Genomic DNA, 18619 nt, shown 5'->3' with positions numbered 1-18619 from the left:
CAGTGGTATGGCCGCTTACGGCCGGCCGACCTTACGAGATTTGTTCGACGAGTCACCGACGCCGCACATCGCGCACCCACCTCGCAGTCACCACCGGGACTTCTACATCGCCACTGACGGGTCCTTCCGTCAGCACTGCGTAGACCCCGTCCGCGACGGCCGCCCGGCGGAGCGCGGTGGCCTCGGCGTCGTCGTCGAGACGCTGGACGGCGAGCGCGTCGTCCGCCTCTCGGTGCCCGACAACGCCCCGGACAACAACGTCGCCGAGTATCGGGCGCTCCACCTCGGACTGGACGTCCTCGCGACACGCGCTCCGGCCGACGCCCGCGTCGGACTCCTCATCGACCACGACCAACTCGCCGAGAACGTCAACGCCGAGGTGCTGGCGACGCACGGGTCCGCCTACGACCCGCCCCACAGCGTCTCGGTCCCTCCGGCGACCGGACTGCACTGGCGCGGGATTCAGGCCCGCATCAACAGTTTCGGGGAGGTCAGGGCGGCCCGCATCTCCAGCGACCGGAACCCGGCCCACCCTCTCGCCAACGCGCCCGACCAGTACGCGCACGTCAACGGTGAACCGGACCGCTGTGTCCTTCCCGAGACCACCACGACGGACGAACGCGTCCCGCCGCCGTCCCGGTCCGAGCGCGGCGGGGCCTCCGACTGACCCCCCGGCCGGCCACGCTCTCGCCACCACAGTCGAGAACCGCTTCGTCCGCCACGCACCCCGATTATACGACGCCTAAGCGACTCACGCCAACTGTCGCCAGCTCCACGACGGCGCCCAGTCGAACAGCCGTTCCGCCTTCGAGGTGTCGACCAACGGCGCGTACTCGCCTAGGTCTGCCCGCACGTCGGCCTCGGAGAACAGTTCCGACACCGCCGTCTCCGTGGGCGTCTCGATGCTCGTGTCGGGGGCCGACACCCAGACGCGTTCGTGGCCGTCGAAGGTCGCTTCGACGGACCGGCGGACGAGGCCGACCACGTCGGAGACGTGCGCGTAGGTGAACAGCGTGTTCCGCTGGGTGTGGAGGTCCCCTGACGCCCGGAGGCCGTCGAGGGTCCGGTCCGCCTCGACGAACGTCTCGCGGGCCAGTTCGTCGTCGACCACCCACGGGAACCGGAGCGAGGTGATGGTTCGCGGCGAATCCTCGCCCCGCCGTGCGAATCCGTCCGCGATGGTCTCCAACGTCTGCTTGCCCACGCCGTAGGGCGTCGACGGCGTGAGTCGGTGCGACTCGTCGACCGGCAGGTAGTCGACGGTGATGGGGTCGGGTTCGAAGCCCCCGCCGATGGCGCTGAAACTCGACGCGAGCGCCACCGTCTCGACGCCGAGTTCGCCGGCCGCCTCCAGGACGTGGTAGGTGGACATGGCGTTGCTCTCGAAGGTCCGGTACCCCGGCGTGCGCTCCGGGGTCGGGAGCATCCCGAGGTGGACGACGGCGTCTGCCTCGCTCTTTGCCAGCGACCCGTACACCTCGCCGGCGTCGAGCAAGTCCGTCGTCAGGTACGCGTCGGACCGGGACTCGTCGGGTTTCCCGCGAGAGAGGTTGACGGTCCGATACCCTTTCGAATCGAGGTGTTCGAGGACGGCCCGTCCGACCCGGCCGTTGCCACCGGTGACCGCGACTGTCTCGGGCATAGGTCGTCCCTGCGGGTCTGGCGGGAAAATCCCGACGGAGAGCACGTCGGGGCCCGGTAGCGTGCCCACGAGTGTCGTGTAGCACTGTATAAGTTATGCAGGTGTTTCGGTGCACCATCGAGGACGTTCCCGCAACGTCACACGACTCAAACTTTTACTGGGAGTGGATAGATAACAACGACCGGGAGGTGACAGACGAGATGAGTACCAGTAGCAGCAGGACTCACGGTTCTGACGGACAGTACGTCGACCGGTCGGCGCTCACGCCGCCGGTCTCTCGGTACGACTTCGTACTCGCGCTCATCCCCACGGCGTTCCTGCTGACGGCCGTCGCCGCCGGACTGGTCGGCGTGACGGTACCGAAAGCACTCGCGGTGGGGTCCGTCCTCGCGCTGACGGCCGTCGTGGACGCGCTCTTTCTGCACCCACCGACAGGCGGGTAGCGACGTAGCCGCCCGCAGTGGGTCTCCCTCGGAGCGAAAAGACGGCGCTAGCGTCGCCGCGGCTACTCCTGTTGGGCGTCCACGACCGCCACGCCAGCGAGGTTGACGATGTCCTTGACTTCGTCGCCGCGCTGGAGGACGTGGACGGGTTTGTCCATGCCGACGAGCATCGGGCCGATGGCCTCGGCGCCGCCGAGTCGCTGGAGCAGTTTGTAGCCGATGTTGCCCGCTTCGAGGTTCGGGAACACGAGGACGTTCGCGGGGTCGTCGAGTTCCGAGAACTCGTAGGTGGTGTTCAGGATGTCCTCGACGACGGCCGTGTCGGCCTGCATCTCCCCGTCGACGGGGAAGTCCACCCGCTCGTCGGCCTGTAACTGCTCGACGGCCTCGCGCGGCTTTCGCGTGCCGGGCGTGTCGACGCTCCCGAAGTTCGAGTACGACAGCATCGCCGCGCGGGGTTCGACGTTGAAACTGCGGGCCAGTTCGGCGGTGTGACGGGTCACTTCCGCGAGTACGTCGGCGTCGGGGTCCTGATTGACCGTCGCGTCCGCACAGAAGATGACCCGGTTCTTGAACGTCAGCATGTAGACGCCGGCGGCGTAGTCGGCGTCCGCGGCGGTGCCGATGACCTGTAGCGGTGGGCGCAGGGCCGACGGGTAGTGGTGAGTCAGGCCCGTCAGCATCGCGTCGGCGTCGCCCATCTCCACCATCACGCTCCCCAGGTAGTTGCCGTCCCGGACCAGTTCCTCGGCCTCACGACGGGTGATGCCCTTGCGCTGGCGGAGTTCGTACAGGCGGTCGGCGTACTCCTCGACGTCCGCGGTTTCGGGGTCGACGACCACGGGGTCGAACTCCAGTCCGAACCGCCGACGGGTCGCCTCTATCTCGTCGGCGTCACCGAGCAACACGGGGTGAGCGATACCCTGTTCGACGAGTTGGTAGGCCGCCCGAATCATCTTCTCGTCGTCGCCCTCCGCCAGCACCACCCGCTTGGGGTCGCTCTTGGCCTTGTTGAGGACGACCCGCATCATCTCGCGGGACTTGCCCAACCGGGCCTCCAGTCGCTCGACGTACGCGTCGAGGTCCAACTCCTTGCGGGCCGCGCCGCTGTCCATCGCAGCCTTCGCGACGGCGGGGGTCACCTCGAAGAGGACCCGCGGGTCGAGCGGTTTGGGGATGATGTACTCCGGGCCGAACTGGAGCGGTTGGTCGCCGTAGGCCTTGACGACGGCGTCTGGCACGTCCTGCCGGGCGAGTTCGGCCAGCGCCTCGGCGGCGGCGACCTTCATCTCCTCGTTGATTTCGGTGGCGCGAACGTCGAGCGCCCCCCGGAAGATGAAGGGGAACCCCAGCACGTTGTTGACCTGATTGGGGTAGTCCGAGCGCCCGGTGGCCATGATGACGGTGTCGTCGCGGGCGTGTTTGGCGTCCTCGTAGGCGATTTCGGGGTCCGGATTCGCCATCGCGAAGATGATTGGGTCCGACGCCATCGACTGGACCATCGTCTCGTCGACGATACCCCCGATAGAGAGACCGACGAAGACGTCAGCGCCGGCCATCGCGTCCGCGAGGTCACCTCCCGGTACGTCGCGGGCGAACTCCCGTTTGAACTCGTTGAGGTCCTCGTGCTCGGCGCGGTCGGCGGTGATGATGCCCGAGGAGTCACACATCGTGATGTTCTCTCTGGAAGCGCCCAGCGAGACGTAGAATCGGGCGGTGGCGATGGCGCTCGCACCCGCACCGGAGAAGACGATGTCGAGGTCCGCGAGGTCCTTCCCCGCGAGTTCGGCGGCGTTGACCAACGCCGCCCCGGAGATGATGGCGGTGCCGTGTTGGTCGTCGTGGAACACCGGGATGTCCATCTCCTGGCGGAGACGTTGTTCGACCTCGAAACACTCCGGCGCGGCGATGTCCTCTAAGTTGATGCCGCCGAAAGTCGGTTCCATCGCACGGACCGTCTCGACCATGGCGTCGGCGCTGTCGGTGTCTAGTTCGATGTCGAAGACGTCGATGTCGGCGAAGCGCTTGAACAACACGCCCTTGCCCTCCATCACGGGTTTGGAGGCCTCCGGTCCGATGTCGCCGAGTCCCAGCACGGCCGACCCGTCGGAGACGACGCCGACGAGGTTCCCCTTCGCGGTGTAACTGAACACCCGTTCGGGGTCCGCGGCTATCGCCTCACAGGGCGCGGCGACACCCGGCGAGTACGCCAGCGAGAGGTCACGCTGTGTGTTTGTCGGTTTCGTCGTCGCTATCTCTATCTTGCCGGGCGGGTCCCGGCTGTGATAGTCGAGTGCGTCTTCGTCCAGTCCCATGGAGAGAGGTCACTCCCGACCATCAAAAAGGCAAGTCTACCGTCAAACAACGTACCGAACCTAGACGAACGTCGAATCGACCGTCTGCGCTCCCCCGCTCAGCGGTCGTTCCCGTTAGAGAGGTCTTCGACGCGGTCCACGAGTTCGGTCACGGCCGCGGACTGCTGGTCGGTCGCGGAGACGATTTCGTCCGTCGCCGACTCCGCCTCCCGGGCGTGGGCCTTGGCGTCCTCTATCGTGGTCGTTATGTCCTCGATGGCGCTGGCCTGCCCCTCGTTGGCGTCCGCGACCTCCTGGATGCCCGAGGTCGCTTCCTCGACGGCGGTGGTTATCTCGTCGAGAGCGTCGAGTGCCGCCTGAATCTCCGCCTCCGCCCGCTCGACCTGTTCGTGGGAGTCCTCGACCATCTCGGCCGTCGCCGTGGCCTGCGACTGGATGGTGTCGATGCTGTCCGAGATGTCGGCGGCGTGGTCGCTCGTCTCGTTGGCCAGCGTCTTCACCTCGTCGGCGACGACGGCGAACCCGCTCCCGCTCTCGCCCGCCCGGGCGGCTTCGATGTTGGCGTTCAGCGCGAGCATGTTCGTCTGCTCCGCGACGTCGGCGATGACCTCCGCGACGTCACTGACCTCGTCCATCCGGGACTCGAGGTCCGTGACGCTCTCGACTAATGACTCGCTCGTCTCGGTGAGGCCGTCCGTCACGTCGTGGACCGCCTCGCTGGCGTCGGCCCCCTCTTCGGCCGCTCCGAGTGCGCGCTCGGCGGCCGACGCCACCTCGCTCGACGTGGCCGCGACCTCCTGCATCCCGGCGCTCACCTCCTGCACGTTGTCGGCGGCGGTGTCCAGCGCTTCGGCCTGTTCGCTCACCTGCCGTTCGACCGTCCGGGCGGCCGACGCCGTCTGGTCGATGGCGCTGGCGAGTTCGGCGGTCTGGGTGTCGACCTGACGCGTCAGTCGGTCGAACTGGTCGGCCATGTCGTTGAGCGAGTCGACCACGTCCAACAGGGCGTCGTCGAGGTACTCGGCGCGTTCGTCTCGTTCGAAGGTCGCACGAGCGTCGAGTTCTCCGCGCCCCATCGCGCTCATCGTCTCCTCCAGTTCGGAGACGAGGTCGGTGACGGCCTCGTGTCTGAGCGCGTCGTCGGTGCGGTCCTGCACCATCTCCACGACGCCGACGAGTTCGCCGTCGTCGTACAGCGGCGCGGCGCTGAAGGAGATGTGGCGGTCCTCGCCGTGTTGGTCCTGCATGACGCTCGTGTCCCGGTAGAGGGTGAAGTCGGCCGACTCGACCTTCGGGACGTCGTACTCCGTGTGCGTGGTCTCCGGCGCGTCGAGGACTTTGTCCGCGAGGGTCTTCCCGCGGCGGCCGTCCGGGTAGAACGCTATGCTCGCCATCTCCATGTCCTTCGCTTCGGACTCCTCGACCCCCGTGAGCGCGGTGATAGAACGGTTCCACGTCACGATGTCGCCCTCGGCGTCCAACACGAACAGCGGCGTCCCGACGTGGTCCAAGACGTCGTGGACGTCCGCCGCGAAGTCGTGGTCTCCCGCGTCCTGACCGGTCTCGTCGTAGGCCGCGACGCCGGACCGACTGACCGCCCCCACCGCGGTCAGTTCGGTCTGCAGTTCGCTCTCCACGGAGGCGAGGGCCTCCTGCGCGTCGCCGTCGAGTTCCTCCCGCAGACGGTCGAACGCGGCACGCACCAGCGACTCGGTGGCGACCTCCTGTGCGGCGAGGAACCCTTCGGGTCCGACGCCCACTCGCCGGTACTCCGCGGCCAACCGGTCGGCGTCGGCCTCGTCCATCTCCAACTGTCGGGTCACCTGTTCGCGCCCGACCGACAGCGCCGCCGGTTCGTCGAACACTGCTTCGAGCGCCGCCTCGTCGGGGTCGTAGTCAGTCCGGAGGGACCAGGCGGACCCGTCGGCGCTCCGGACGGTCTTGCCGCCGTCGCTCTGGACCGATTCGTCATCGTTCGACGCACTATCCGTGAACAGCGATTCGAGTCGTGTGGGGAACATACCGGGTCGTATCGGGAACCCCCCCACCGAACGACATAAGGATATCCCCCACGGTATCAGTTCTAATAGTCACACGCTCACACGGGGGTGCGGCGGCCGCCCAAAGGAGGGCATAAGTACGAGCACACCAACGTCCACGTATGACCGTCCGTTTCCGTCGACTGCTCGCGGCGACGACGGCCCTCACGTTCGGCCTCATCCTCCTCGGCGTGTACACCGGGGCCATCGGTGCGGGGCTGACCTGCGGGGCGCGCTGGCCGCTCTGTGACGGCTGGATGGGACTGTTCCCGGCCAACTGGGCGAGTTTCGTCGAGTGGTTCCACCGGCTGGTCGCGATGATTACCGGGTTCGCCATCCTCGGCTCTACGGTCGCGGCGTGGCGCGGTGACTACACCAGCCGAATCAAGTACGCCACCGGCGTCGCCACTGTCGTCCTCCCCGTCCAGATACTGCTCGGTGCGAACACCATCATCAACTTCGGGGCGGCCGCACAGGTCCTCCACCACGCGGCCGCGCTGACGATTCTGACCGCACTGGTCGCGGCGACGGCGTGGGCGTACGACGGCACCGACGCCCGGGCGGAGACCTCGTCCGACGCACACACCCGCGACGCCGACGCCAGCCTCAGTTCGGACTGAGCGTCGGTCCTGTTTCCGGCCGAACACGTACAACACCGGTAGTAGCGGGTTCGTAACACTAATCCCGGCCTGCGTCGATGTTCCCTGTATGTCAGACGAAGGACTCTCGCGACGCCAGTATCTCACCACCGTCGGCGGGGCGGCAGTGACCCTCTCCGTGGCCGGGTGTTCCGGCGGTAGCGGGGGCGGCGAACAGACCATCACCGCGGGGACGGCCCCCGGGTTCCCCCCGTTCGAGATGAAAGAGGGCGGCGAACTGGTCGGGTTCGACATCGACCTCCTCGAAGCCGTCGTCGAACAGACCGACTACTCCTTCGAGGGGTGGGAGGAGTTCGAGTTCGACTCGCTCATCCCCGCGCTCACGAACAACAACATCGACGTCATCGCCGCCGGGATGACCATCAACGACGACCGGGACGAGACCATCGACTTCAGCGACCCGTACTACTCCTCGGACCAGGCCATCGTCGTCCGCGCCGACGGCGACTTCTCCCCGGGGAGCCTCTCGGACCTCGCCGACCGCCCCATCGGTGCGCAGAAGGGTACCACCGGCGAGGGCGTCGTGCAGGACGAACTCGTCGGCGACGAGATAACCGAGAACCAGTACAACGCCTACGACAACTACGTGCTGGCGATTCAGGACCTCCAGAACGGCAACGTCGACGCCGTCATGATAGACGTGCCCGTCGCCAACACCTTCGCGGCGAACCGCCCCGTGAAGGTGGCCTTCACCTACGAGACCGGCGAGAAGTTCGGGTTCGGCGTCCGCACCGACGACGACGCACGGCAGGAGGCGCTCAACGGCGGTCTCTCGACGGTCCGGGAGGACGGCACCTACGAGGAACTGACCCAGAAGTGGTTCGGCGAGTAAATCGATGTTACAGGCAGGCGACTGGGCGTTCGTCCTCGAGAACCTCGACTACCTGCTGACGGGTGCCACCGTCACGGTGGGCCTGACGCTGACCAGCCTCTTGCTCGGCTTCCTGCTGGGGTTCCCGGCGGGGGCCGTCGAGGTGTACGGCGACGGCGTTCTCCGGCGACTGGTGAGTACGAGCGGCATCGTCCTCCGGGGGACGCCCATCGTCGTCATCATGCTCGTCCTCTTCTTCGTCGTCTCTATCTCCCGGTCGGCGTTCGTCACGGCGACTGTTGGGCTGGGGCTGCGGAGCGCGGCCTACCAGTCACAGATTTTCCGGGGGGCGCTCCAGAGCGTCGACGAGGGGCAGATGGAGGCCGCCCGTTCCGTCGGGATGAGTCGGCTCGAAGGTATCCGGTACGTCGTCGTCCCGCAGGCGCTCCGCCGGTCGATGCCGGGGTTCCAGAACGAGTTCACCATCGTCCTGAAGGACACCAGCATCGCCTTCGCCATCGGTCTCGCCGAACTGCTGACCCGCGGGTACGACCTGTTCACACAGAGCGGCCGGTCGACGGCCGTGCTGGAGGTGTTCGTCGTCATCAGCGCCGTCTACTTCGTGCTGACCTTCGGGACGAACCGGGCGCTGGACCGTCTGAGCGAGTACTACGCGATTCCGTCCGGTGAGAGTTCATGACACTGCTACGAGTCGAGGACGTGCACAAGTCCTACGGAGACGAGGAGGTACTGAAAGGCGTCAGCTTCGAGATGGACCGCGGGGACGTCGACGTCCTCATGGGCCCCAGCGGGAGCGGGAAGTCCACGATGCTGCGCTGCATCAACCGCCTGACCGAGATAGACAGCGGCGAGGTCTGGCTGGACGGCACGCCCGTCTACGGACCCGATACCGACGTGAACGAACTCCGGCAGGACGTGGGGATGGTGTTTCAGGACTTCAACCTCTTTGCCCACCTCACCGCACTGGAGAACATCACGCTCGGCCTGCGGCGCGTCCTCGGGATGTCGGAGGCCGAGGCCACCGACCGCGCCGCCGACCACCTCGCACAGGTGGGACTGGCCGCTCAGGCCGACTCCTACCCGGCCGAACTCTCCGGCGGCCAGCAACAGCGGGTCGGCATCGCCCGCGCGCTGGCGATGGAGCCGAAACTGATGCTGTTCGACGAACCGACCAGCGCCCTAGACCCGGAACTCGTCGGCGAGGTGGTCGACGTGATGCGTGACCTCGCCGAGCGCGGGATGACGATGCTCGTCGTCTCCCACGAGATGGGATTCGCCCGCTCTGCCGCCGACGACATCCACTTCCTCGACAGCGGCCGCATCGTCGAGTCGGGGCCGCCCGAACAGTTGTTCCAGCGACCGGAACACGACCGAACCAACGAGTTCCTGACGGGGCTCCAGTCGAACGGCCACTGATGAGCGCCGAAGAACCGTCCGTCGCCGACGAAGTCCGCACCACCGTCACCGTCGACACCGACAGACCGTGGGCGCTCGTCGGTCTCGCAGTGTTCTGGGGCTGGTTGCTCCTGCGCTGGACGAACGACTTCCTCCTCCCCGACGGGATGGCGTTCCCGAGCGACCAGTCGTTCGTTCCGGCAGCGCCCGTTACCGCGGCCGCCGAATCGGTCGGTGCGACCGCCGCCTCGCTGGGTGTCGTCGGCGCACCGCTGGACGTGGTCGCCGGCGTCCTCGGGTTCGTCGCCGGCGCGATTCCCTCGCTCCCGCCGCTGGCCCGGGGCGCGTGGCTCACCATCGTCCTCACCGTCGCCGGCATCGCCTTCGGGTTCGTGCTGGCGGTGCCGCTGTCGGTGGCGCGCGTCTACGGCGGCCGGGGCCTCAGGTGGCTCTCGCTGTCGTACACCGAACTCATCCGCGGGACGCCGCTGCTGGCCCAACTGTTCGTGCTGTACTTCGGCCTGCCGCTGACCCAGCTAATCCGCACCCTGCCCGGCGTCGGCGTCGGGTTCGTCCCCGGGACGGCGGTGTGGGTCGCCGTCATCGGCTTCACGCTCAACAGCGCCGCGTATCAGGCCGAGTACATCCGGTCGGCACTGGAGTCCGTCGACGTCGGCCAGTTGACCGCCGCCCGCGCCATCGGCCTCTCGAAGGTCGACGGCATCCGCTACGTCGTCCTCCCGCAGGGGCTTCGCTACGCAATCCCCGGGTGGTCGAACGAACTCGTCTACCTCATCAAGTACTCCTCGCTGGCGGCGTTCATCACGGTCCGAGAGCTGTTCTTTCAGGCGGAGTCCATCGCCAACGACACGTTCCGCTACACGGAACTGTTCGTGCTGGCGGCGCTCTTTTACCTCGCGCTGGTCGTCTCCGCGTCGCTCCTGATGAATCTGGTCGAGGAGCGTACGGCGATACCCGGCATCGGCGGGAAGCGGCAGGCCTGAGGCCGACTCACTCTTCGTCTTCGACGACGTAGGCCCCGAAGTCCTCGGCGGTGCCGACCGGCGGCGCACCGAACGCCAGCCAGACGTGTCGCGTCTCGGTGTGGTTACACAGGTTCCTCACGGTGTCCTCGTGGACCCGGACGACGCCGTTCGCCGGCACGTCGTGCACCTCGCCCTCGATAGCTATCTGGGCCTCGGTCAGTGCGACGAACACCTCCTCTTGCCCCTCGTGGGTGTGCGGCGTCGTCACCTCGCCCGGGTCGACGACGACCTGATTGACCCGCATCTCCTCGGCACCGAGCGGGTCGGTGAGCCTCCGAACCGTCGACTCGCAGGTCTGGAACTGGTCGTCCGGGACCGACTCGGGGTCCACGATGGCGTAGCCGTCGGTCATGGCAGGGTGGTGAGTGGGGTCGACAGAAAGCGACGGGCGAGGAGTATGACTGGCGTTTATGTGTGGTTCGGAGTCACATGAAGTCCGACAGCCCGGACTGCTGGTCGTCGTCCTCGGCCGCCTCGCTGTCGGGCACTACGTCGTCCTCCCCCTTGTCGTCCGCCTCGCCGTCGTCGGCCGCTCCACCGAGCGTCGCCTGCGAGTCCTCGTCGCCGTCTTCGTCCGCGGTGTCGCCCTCGCTCGCCTCGGCACCGCTCGCGGACCCGCCGGCGAACGCGCCGCCGGAGTGTTCGACGGCGGCCTCCTCCTGCAGTCGCTCGGCGTCCTCGACGATGGACTGGACCTTGTTGGTGTCCTTCCCCGACCCGGTGACGAAGGCGACGTGTTCGGCCTCCATGTCGTAGGTGGCGGCCATCGACACCGTCAACTCGCGGTTCGTGCAGTGGTGGGTCATCGTCGCGAGGAACGGCATAATCTCCCGTCTGGCCGTCCGCATCGAGACGCCGTCGACGGCCGCAATCTGCTGGGCGACGTAGTCGCGGGTCTGGCGCGTCCCCTTCGAGCGGCCGAGTTTCGACCAGTACGAGGGCGGGCCGTAGCGCGTCCACCCGCCCTTCTTGCCGTCGCGGGCGGCGGCGACGCCGGCGGTCATGTTGTCGCCGGCGTAGCGCCAGAACGAGTAGTTCTGGGTCGCTCGCACCCGTCCGAGCCACCGGTCCGCGTTCGAGAGGAACTCGTAGGCCCGAGCGAGTTCCGCGCCCTCGTAGTCCTTGGGCATGTTGTCCTCTATCCAGTTGATGAGGTCGTCGGGCGTCTCGTCGACGTCGTAACTGGACTTCAGGGCCTCCTCGGCCGACCCCTCCTTGAGGACGACGTCGAGGTACTCGAAGATGCCCTCGGAGGTGTCCCGTTCGCCGGAGACGTAGTGGTCGGCCTCGATACGGTCCCGTCCCTCCGCGGTGGCCTGTAAGTCCTTGATGGCCCCGCGCAGGTCGCCGGTGTTCTGCTCGGCGATGTCCTCGACGACGGCGTCGGTGTACTCGACGCCCTCCTTCCGGCAGATGTCCCGCAGGACGGGCACGATAGAGCGCTTCTGCACCCCCGAAAACTCGATGTCCTGGCAGTTGTTGCGCAGGCCGTTGGACATCTCGTAGTACTCGTTGGCGATGAGAATCATCGGTTGACTGGCCTCCTTCACGAGCGAGGAGATGGCCCGCGCGCCGCCCCGGTCGGCGTTGCCGTGGATGTTGTCGGCCTCGTCCATCACGACGAGGCGACGGCCGGAGCCACCGGCGGTGAGCGTGCCGGACTTGGCGGCCTCGCCGGCGACCCGTTCGATGACGTCCTTCGTCCGGGAGTCGCTGGCGTTGAGTTCGATGGTCGGCCAGTCCATGTCGTTCGCCAGCGCGTGCGCGGCGGACGTCTTGCCCACCCCGGGCGTCCCGTGGAGGATGACCGCCTCGCGGTGGTTCTCCCACGTGTCGGCCCACTCCTTCAGCGCGTCGCGGGCCTTGTTGTTGCCCCGTACCTCCGAGAGCGTACTCGGGCGGTACTTCTCCGTCCAGTCCATTGAATCGTGGTTGGTGCGACCGGCGTTTAGGGGTTGCGGACGTCCGCCACGTGGAGAGCGGCCCGAAGACCTATGCCGGCCGCGCGTGGCGTCTGAGTCGCCATGAACGAAGACAGCCGTGGCTACGTCGCCGGTGCGGCCGCCGGTGCCGTCGCGTTCGTCCTCGCGTACGTACTGGTGTACGCCCTCACTATCTCCGTCGTCAGGGACTCGCTGTTGACCGGCATCGCCGAGGCGTTCGGCGACGAGAACGCCGCGTGGAAGATAGTCGGCTGGGTGTTCTTCAACGCCCAGTTCGTCACGACGACAATCACGGTTGACCTGCCGCTGGTCGGCGGCACCGACGCGGTGAACTTCGTCGCCGAGAGCGACGCGCTGTCGCCCGTCCTGTACGTGATTCCGCCCGCGCTCCTGACCGTCGCCGGCCTCGCGGCCGCACGCCTCGACGGTGCCACCGACGCCGGGAGAGCGCTCCGTGTCGGCCCTTCGGTGACGCTCGGTTACCTCCCCCTCGCAATCGCCGGCGGCCTGCTGTTCGCCGTCAGCGTCGGCGAGGGGAGCGGCGGGTCGCCGGACCTCCTGACCGCCGTCGTCCTCGCCGGCGTCGTCTACCCCGTCGTCTTCGGGACGGTCGGAGCTCTCCTCGCCACGGCACTCGCCGGCGACTGACCGGGGACCGAGCGTTTACGTGGGAAGGCGCGACCAGCGACTGCCGTGACACCGCCGCGGCCCGGGGACCAGTCGACGGCGAGCGACGACAGAGCCGTCGCGCCCGTCGTCGCCACGGTGCTACTGGTGGGCCTCACGGTCGTACTCGCCGCTTCGGTGACCGCCGCCGTCGGGTACGCCGCGGAACTGAGCGCCCCCGCCCCGACCGTCGCGCAGTCGTCCGGCGAGTTCGAGCGGTACGCGGCCGGCGGCGGCCGCTACACCGACCAAGTGGTCCGGATAACGCACCTCGCGGGCGACACTCTCGACGTGACGGCCGTCGAACTCGTGGTCGAGGCCTGCGGGCGAACCGGACGGTTGGTCAACCTCCCCGCGAGCGGTGACGACCTCCGCCCGACCGACGAGTACGTCCGCGGCGCGGACGTCTTCGACAACGCCTACGACGCCGTCGAGGGACCAATCGGAACCGGGGACGTCGACGACGACGGGACGTGGAGCGCCGGGGAGACGGTCCAGTTCCGTCTCGCGACGAGCGAGTGCCGACTCGAACCCGGCGAGCAGTTCACGGTGCGGGTCGTCCACACGCCGACCGGCGGGGTGATACTCGAAGAGACGCTCACGGCGGGGGACTAGTCCCTCTGCGGGCCGGCGTTCCGGTACGCTTTTGTTCCAGTCACGCAACCTTGCTAACCGATGACACGCGGCGCTCGCGACCAACTCGCCGAGAAGATAGCCGGCGAGGTCGCACTCAGCGACGACCCGGGGGCGACCCTCCGGAAGTGGCGAACCGACTTCGACGTGGCACAGACGACGCTCGCGGACCGGTTAGAGGTGTCGCCGTCGGTCGTCTCAGACTACGAGAGCGGCCGCCGAGACAACCCGGGCATCGCCGTCGTCCAACGCCTCGTCGTGGCCCTCTTGGACATCGACGAGGAACGGGGCGGCGACCACATCCGCCAGCACGCCCGCGTCCTCTCCTCGGGGTTCGACAGCGACGTGGTCCACGACCTGCGGGAGTACTCGGCCAACGTGGGCGTCGAGCGCGTGTACGACGCCATCGGGGCCGAGGAACTCCACCGCGGCGGACAGGACACCGTCGCCGGACACACCGTCATCAACTCCATCGCCGCCATCACGCGACTCTCCTCGGACGAGTTCTACCAGTTGTACGGCCAGTCGACGAACCGCGCGCTGGTGTTCACGAACGTCACCCGCGGGGAGTCGCCGCTCGTGGCGCTCCGGGTCGTCTCGCCGACGCCGAACGCCGTCGTCTTACACGGCCTCGACAGCGACGAGGTGTGGGACAAGGCGGCTGATTTGGCGCGCATCGACGACTTCTCGCTGGCGGTGACCGACAGTAACTTGGACGACGTGCTGGACGGCCTGCGCGACCTGCCCTGACAGGCGACCGTCGCGGACCCCGCTCAGAGCGTGACCAACAGGTCCGTGGCGTACATCACCGTGAGGCCGGCGAGGAACGCGAGGACGTTCGTCGGCGTGCCCAGCGACCCCCGCCTGCGGACCATCGTCCCAATCTCCCAGTTGACCTGCAGGATGGCGCCCACGCCGATGGCGAGGAACAGCGCCCCCAGCGTCGGCGAGAAGGCGACGCTCCCTATCCAGCCACCGAGGACGACCGGCGCGCCGGCGACGAGACCCAGCGCACCGAAGTGCCAGAGGGCCGGGCGCTCGCCGTCGGCGACGGGTGCGACCACCGCCGGGCCCTCCGTCACGTTGTGAATCATGAACCCGACGACCAGGAACGCGCCGAGCGAGACGCGGCCCAGCGCCACCGAACTCCCGATGGCCAGTCCCTCGGCGAGGTTGTGCAGGCCGATAGAGAGGGCGACGAGGTAGGCGACGCCCAGCGGGTTCACGTCCCCCGAGTCGTTCCACGCCGAGACGGCCTGTACGAGCAGGAGCGCCCCGAGGATGCCCAACACGACGAGGAGGTTCCCCTCGAAAGCACCGGGCACCTCGGCCGCCAACTCGAACGCCTCGAACCCGGCGTCGAACGCGAGGAACGCCAGCACGCCCACCGCGAACAGGAGGACAGCGTGCAACGAGCGGTCGCTCATCTCCTGCATCACCGGGAACCAGAGCATCCCCAACGCGACGGGGATGACGCCGACGAAGAGGCCGACGACGGCGAGCAAGCCCAGCAACTCGCCGCTCAGTCCCGGGGACACCTGCGGCGCGGTGATGGTGTGCGTGAACGTCGCCCCGTCGCTGAGGACGAGGCCGGTGTGGATGTCCCACCCCGGCGTCCAGTGATACGGGATAACGACGCGACCGCTCTCCATCGGTGCGAGCGTGTTCGTCGCCTCGCCGCCGGCGTACAGCGTGAAATCCCAGTAGGCGTCGTTGACGAGCACCTGGTTGATGGTCACGGGGTTCGGCCCGTTGTTGGTCACGTGCAGGACGACGGTCTCGTCGTTCGGGAGCGACGTGTGCGTGACCGCGACGTCCGGCAACGCGCCACCGGTCGCCAGTCCGGCGAACGGGTTCACGAAGACGAACCCGGCGACGACGACGGCGAGCAAGACGAGGGGTGCGACCGCCCCGACCCACGTCGGGAGACCGAAGGGCATCCCGCCGCGGGCGACCGTTGCGCCGCCGTCCGTTCGTTCGTCGGTCATGCTCGCACCTCGAAGAAGCTCATCCAGCCCAACTCGGCGAACTCGGACTGGTGAGCGTGGAACATGTACAGTCCCGGCTGGTGGTCCGAGTAGTCCAGCTCGATGATTCCCCGCTGTGCCTGACACTGCATGACGGTGTCGATAGTCTTGTGGGTCGGCATGAGCGTCGTCCCGTGGTCGTAGTAGTCGAAGAACTGCGAGTGGGTGTGGAAGGAGTTGACGAGGTCGAACTCGATGGCGTTGACGAGGTACACCCGCTGGCGCTGGTCGCGCCGAATCTGTATCGGGCGGACCGTCTCGCCGGCCTCCCACTCGCCGTTCTCGGCGTCGGTCGACCCCACGCCGTAGGCGAACGCCCGCGTGTTCGCGGCGTACACCTCGTTGTCGCCGTCGAAGTTGGTGTCGAAGCCGTTCATGACCATCACCATCTCGTCCACCTCGTCGGCGCGGTACTCGTGGTTGCGCAGTTCCGCTTCCTCGACCAGTTCTGCGCGCAGGTCGTCGGTCATCGGCCCGTGGTAGTTGACGTACTCGCGCGGGTTCTCCCGGACTCGCTCCGGGTCGGGGTCGATAATCATCGCCCCGTAGAGGCCGCGGTGGATGTGTTCCTTGAGCGGCATCGAGTGGCAGTGGTAGAAGTGACAGCCCGCCGGTTGGGCCTTCCACTCGTAGACGAAGCCCTCGCCCTGTTCGACGATACCGGGGCCGTTCTGCGGAATCCCGTCCATCCGCGGGTCGACGTTCTTCAGGTGCGGGTGGATAGTGTGTGGGTGTTCCTGTCCGTTAGTGAACCGGACGCGGACGAGTTCCCCCTCGACCGCACGCAGGGTCGGCCCGGGCACCTGCCCGTTGTAGGTCCACGCCGGGAACGTCACCCCGGGCGCAATCTCGATTTCCCGGAGCGTCGCGCTCAACTCGAACTCGCGGACCCGCTGACCGTCTTCCATCTTCACGGTCCCCGTCTCGAACGTCCGGAGGAACTCGTGTGGGTCGAAGTCGGCGGACTGGAACTCGCCGACGACGCCGGCGCGACCGTGCGGCGATTCGACACCGTCGTGGTCACCGGCCGCGCTGGCACCGCCGGAGAGGCCCACGGCGCTCGCACCCGCGAGGCCGAGGCCGCCCAACACGGTCCGTCTGCTGACCGCCGCGTCGTCTTTGACCGCGCTGACGAGTCTGTCAGAGAGCGACTCCGTGAACTCCGCCGCGTCCTCGTGGTCGCCGACCGACCGCGGCCCTTCGTCGGCCATCAGACCGCACCACCGCTGGAATTCGACTGCCGAAAGTGCGCTGACTGTGGCGCGTGTTTAGATGCTTGCATAGTCGAGATTAGACGCATCTAAATTAAAAGTGTGCCGGTAGACAGACCACTCGTGTCCGACGGCTGCACATGCCCTTGCAGTCGTCCCCGAGAGGTGCGGTGCCGTTCCGTCGCTGGCGGGCGGCGTCGGCTATCAGCGACGCTCCTGGGGGCTTCGAGCGGCGTGTCACTGGAAAAGTACGCTTCGAATCGGCCACCGGGCCCACGCTACACCGGTACGGCTCCCGACGGTCGCAGTTGCGGTACGAGGGTCGCGCGCCCCTCCATCCCTCCGCGGTTCCCAGCGGTCACCGCGTCACTTCGAGGAACCTCTGCTGCTCCACGGCTCACTTCGTTCGCGCCCCTCGCTACTCCACGTACCGATACTTCCGCTCACCCATCCGTCCCCACCCGTCGAAGACGAACTCCGATTCCGGTGCGGTGAACTCCTCGGCGTCGGCCTCTCTGTCGTGGTTGTGGACGTCGTGAATCTGCTCGTACTCCTCGAAGGTGAGCTCGTAGCGTTCGCGGTTCTGCTTGTCGATGTTCAACTGGGCAATCTCCTCCTCCCAGCCCGGAACGACGGTCTCCGCGTGGACCTCGGCCTGTGCGCCGGACCCGTAGGAGGCGACCAGTAGCTGTTTGTCGTCGAGGTCCCGGCCGTGTTCGCGGGCGTGTTTCAGGCCGGCGGCGCGGGCGATGTGGACCGATCCGGTGTACCAGTTGCCGACCTGTCGAGATATCTCCAGCGTCGGGTCGATGGTGTCGGCGTACCAGTCCTGATACCGCTCCGTCTCGGTCAGCGCGTCGGTGTACTCCCGGATTGCGTCGCGGAACTCGTTGTCGGACTCGAAGTCCTCGCGCATCGGCTGGTGGCCGATTTCCTCGGCGACGAGTTCCTCCACGTCGGTGCCGCGGATGATGTGGCGGTAGCCCAGCGCCGCCGCCTTCCGGACCATGCCGGGGAACGGCGTGTGGAACGGGATGAGCGGGTAGTCGTCTGGGTGGATGTCGCCGACCTGCGAGGCGAAGTCGTCCAGCGCCTCGCGCATCCGTGCGAGGTAGACGTTCACCGACCGCTTGCCGTCGACGGAGGGGAACTGCTGGTTCGGCTTGAGGAAGTCCGTCTCGTCGGCGCTCCCGAAGCCCTGTTCGGTGGAGAGTTCCACGAGGCTCGGGTCCTCGTCGACCAGCATCGCGACGGCGCCGGCCCCCTGCGTGGCCTCGCCGGGGTCGTCCCGGGCGTACAGCGCCGTGTCCGTGGCGATGACGATGGCCGCCCGGCCGCGGTTTCGCCCCGCCCGAATCCAGTTGTAGGCGTCGTCGAGGCTCTGCGTGCCCGAGATGCACGCGAACTTCCGCTCGCCCTTGTTCGCGTGGTGGAAGTCGCCGTCGTACACCTGTTCGAGACACCCGGCAACGTACGTCGAGACGGGCTTTGAGTTGTCGAACGAGGACTCCGTGGCCACGTCGATGCGGCCGATGTCGTCCGGTTCCAGCCCCTTGCGCTCCATCAGTCGGTGGGCGGCGTTGGCCGCCATCGTCACGATGTCCTCGTAGACGTCCGGGAACGAGGAGGCGTGCAGTCCCAGCCCCTTCGTGTACTTGCCGGGGTCGTCCCCCTGCGCCGGCGCGAACGTCTCGGCGAGGTCGAGTTTGAGCTTCCCTGTCCGTATCTCTATCGCGTCGATGCCGACTGGGGTCATGGGTAGAAGGTC

The 18619-nt window shown here is 67.4% G+C and carries 18 protein-coding genes; 10 read left to right on the top strand and 8 right to left on the bottom strand.

All coding sequences use genetic code 11. The annotated features are described in order from the left end of the window. Positions 1–7: 7 nt before the first annotated feature. Positions 8–667 (top strand): ribonuclease H family protein, encoded by a 660-nt coding sequence (locus tag Hhyl6_RS14455; RefSeq protein WP_483739964.1) that lies wholly within the window; start codon positions 8–10, stop codon positions 665–667. An 84-nt stretch (positions 668–751) separates the two neighbouring features. On the opposite strand, the gene Hhyl6_RS14450 is transcribed toward Hhyl6_RS14455, so the two are convergent. Next, positions 752–1642, bottom strand: a complete 891-nt coding sequence (locus Hhyl6_RS14450; RefSeq protein ID WP_483739963.1) for an NAD-dependent epimerase/dehydratase family protein — start codon at positions 1640–1642, stop codon at positions 752–754. Between the two features lie 200 nt (positions 1643–1842). On the opposite strand from Hhyl6_RS14450, the gene Hhyl6_RS14445 reads away from it, so the two are divergent. Next, positions 1843–2085, top strand: a complete 243-nt coding sequence (locus Hhyl6_RS14445; protein WP_483739962.1) for a DUF8015 family protein — start codon at positions 1843–1845, stop codon at positions 2083–2085. A 62-nt stretch (positions 2086–2147) separates the two neighbouring features. Here Hhyl6_RS14445 and Hhyl6_RS14440 read toward each other — a convergent pair whose 3' ends face one another. Together Hhyl6_RS14440 and Hhyl6_RS14435 are read right to left on the bottom strand one after the other, a co-directional pair. Further along, entirely contained in the window at positions 2148–4400 is a 2253-nt protein-coding gene (locus tag Hhyl6_RS14440; RefSeq protein WP_483739961.1) for an NADP-dependent malic enzyme, read from the bottom strand. 98 nt (positions 4401–4498) lie between these two features. After that, positions 4499–6421 (bottom strand): methyl-accepting chemotaxis protein, encoded by a 1923-nt coding sequence (locus Hhyl6_RS14435; protein ID WP_483739960.1) that lies wholly within the window; start codon positions 6419–6421, stop codon positions 4499–4501. 140 nt (positions 6422–6561) lie between these two features. On the opposite strand from Hhyl6_RS14435, the gene Hhyl6_RS14430 reads away from it, so the two are divergent. The 5 genes from Hhyl6_RS14430 to Hhyl6_RS14410 all read left to right on the top strand — a co-directional run bounded on the left by Hhyl6_RS14430 (position 6562) and on the right by Hhyl6_RS14410 (position 10329). Next, positions 6562–7059 carry a COX15/CtaA family protein gene (locus Hhyl6_RS14430; RefSeq protein WP_483739959.1) on the top strand — a complete coding sequence of 166 codons (498 nt, stop codon included), beginning with the start codon at positions 6562–6564 and terminating at the stop codon, positions 7057–7059. An 88-nt stretch (positions 7060–7147) separates the two neighbouring features. After that, positions 7148–7930, top strand: coding sequence for a basic amino acid ABC transporter substrate-binding protein (locus Hhyl6_RS14425; protein WP_483739958.1), 783 nt, complete (start codon positions 7148–7150; stop codon positions 7928–7930). A 4-nt stretch (positions 7931–7934) separates the two neighbouring features. Beyond that, a complete protein-coding gene (locus Hhyl6_RS14420; protein ID WP_483739957.1) occupies positions 7935–8609 on the top strand; it encodes an amino acid ABC transporter permease in 675 nt (224 codons plus the stop codon). Next, positions 8606–9346 (top strand): amino acid ABC transporter ATP-binding protein, encoded by a 741-nt coding sequence (locus Hhyl6_RS14415; protein ID WP_483739956.1) that lies wholly within the window; start codon positions 8606–8608, stop codon positions 9344–9346. The genes Hhyl6_RS14420 and Hhyl6_RS14415 overlap by 4 nt, the downstream gene beginning before the upstream one ends. Then, a complete protein-coding gene (locus Hhyl6_RS14410) occupies positions 9346–10329 on the top strand; it encodes an amino acid ABC transporter permease (RefSeq protein ID WP_483739955.1) in 984 nt (327 codons plus the stop codon). Before Hhyl6_RS14415 ends, Hhyl6_RS14410 begins: the two co-directional genes overlap by 1 nt. Positions 10330–10336: 7 nt before the next feature. On the opposite strand, the gene Hhyl6_RS14405 is transcribed toward Hhyl6_RS14410, so the two are convergent. Together Hhyl6_RS14405 and Hhyl6_RS14400 are read right to left on the bottom strand one after the other, a co-directional pair. Next, positions 10337–10723, bottom strand: coding sequence for a cupin domain-containing protein (locus tag Hhyl6_RS14405; RefSeq protein ID WP_483739954.1), 387 nt, complete (start codon positions 10721–10723; stop codon positions 10337–10339). 73 nt (positions 10724–10796) lie between these two features. Beyond that, on the bottom strand, positions 10797–12293 hold the full coding sequence (locus Hhyl6_RS14400; RefSeq protein ID WP_483739953.1) for a replication factor C large subunit: 1497 nt from the start codon (positions 12291–12293) through the stop codon (positions 10797–10799). A 102-nt stretch (positions 12294–12395) separates the two neighbouring features. On the opposite strand from Hhyl6_RS14400, the gene Hhyl6_RS14395 reads away from it, so the two are divergent. Genes Hhyl6_RS14395 through Hhyl6_RS14385 form a run of 3 tightly spaced genes read left to right on the top strand, consistent with a single transcriptional unit; the run spans position 12396 to position 14363 of the window. Next, entirely contained in the window at positions 12396–12962 is a 567-nt protein-coding gene (locus Hhyl6_RS14395) for a DUF7978 family protein (RefSeq protein WP_483739952.1), read from the top strand. A gap of 45 nt (positions 12963–13007) precedes the next feature. Continuing rightward, positions 13008–13595, top strand: coding sequence for a type IV pilin domain-containing protein (locus tag Hhyl6_RS14390; protein ID WP_483739951.1), 588 nt, complete (start codon positions 13008–13010; stop codon positions 13593–13595). A gap of 60 nt (positions 13596–13655) precedes the next feature. Continuing rightward, a complete protein-coding gene (locus Hhyl6_RS14385) occupies positions 13656–14363 on the top strand; it encodes a helix-turn-helix domain-containing protein (RefSeq protein ID WP_483739950.1) in 708 nt (235 codons plus the stop codon). A 23-nt stretch (positions 14364–14386) separates the two neighbouring features. Here Hhyl6_RS14385 and Hhyl6_RS14380 read toward each other — a convergent pair whose 3' ends face one another. The 3 genes from Hhyl6_RS14380 to hmgB form a co-directional block, all read right to left on the bottom strand. Then, a complete protein-coding gene (locus tag Hhyl6_RS14380) occupies positions 14387–15601 on the bottom strand; it encodes a ZIP family metal transporter (RefSeq protein WP_483739949.1) in 1215 nt (404 codons plus the stop codon). After that, complete coding sequence (locus Hhyl6_RS14375; RefSeq protein WP_483739948.1) at positions 15598–16851, bottom strand: multicopper oxidase domain-containing protein; 1254 nt, start codon at positions 16849–16851, stop codon at positions 15598–15600. Before Hhyl6_RS14375 ends, Hhyl6_RS14380 begins: the two co-directional genes overlap by 4 nt. Positions 16852–17269: 418 nt before the next feature. Further along, positions 17270–18607 (bottom strand): hydroxymethylglutaryl-CoA synthase, encoded by a 1338-nt coding sequence (gene hmgB, locus Hhyl6_RS14370; RefSeq protein ID WP_483739947.1) that lies wholly within the window; start codon positions 18605–18607, stop codon positions 17270–17272. Between the last annotated feature and the right edge of the window lie 12 nt (positions 18608–18619).

This window comes from Haloarcula sp. H-hyl6 (assembly GCF_056934455.1).
Note: the sequence above shows the minus strand (reverse complement) of the source record. Positions and strands in the feature narration are given on the sequence as shown.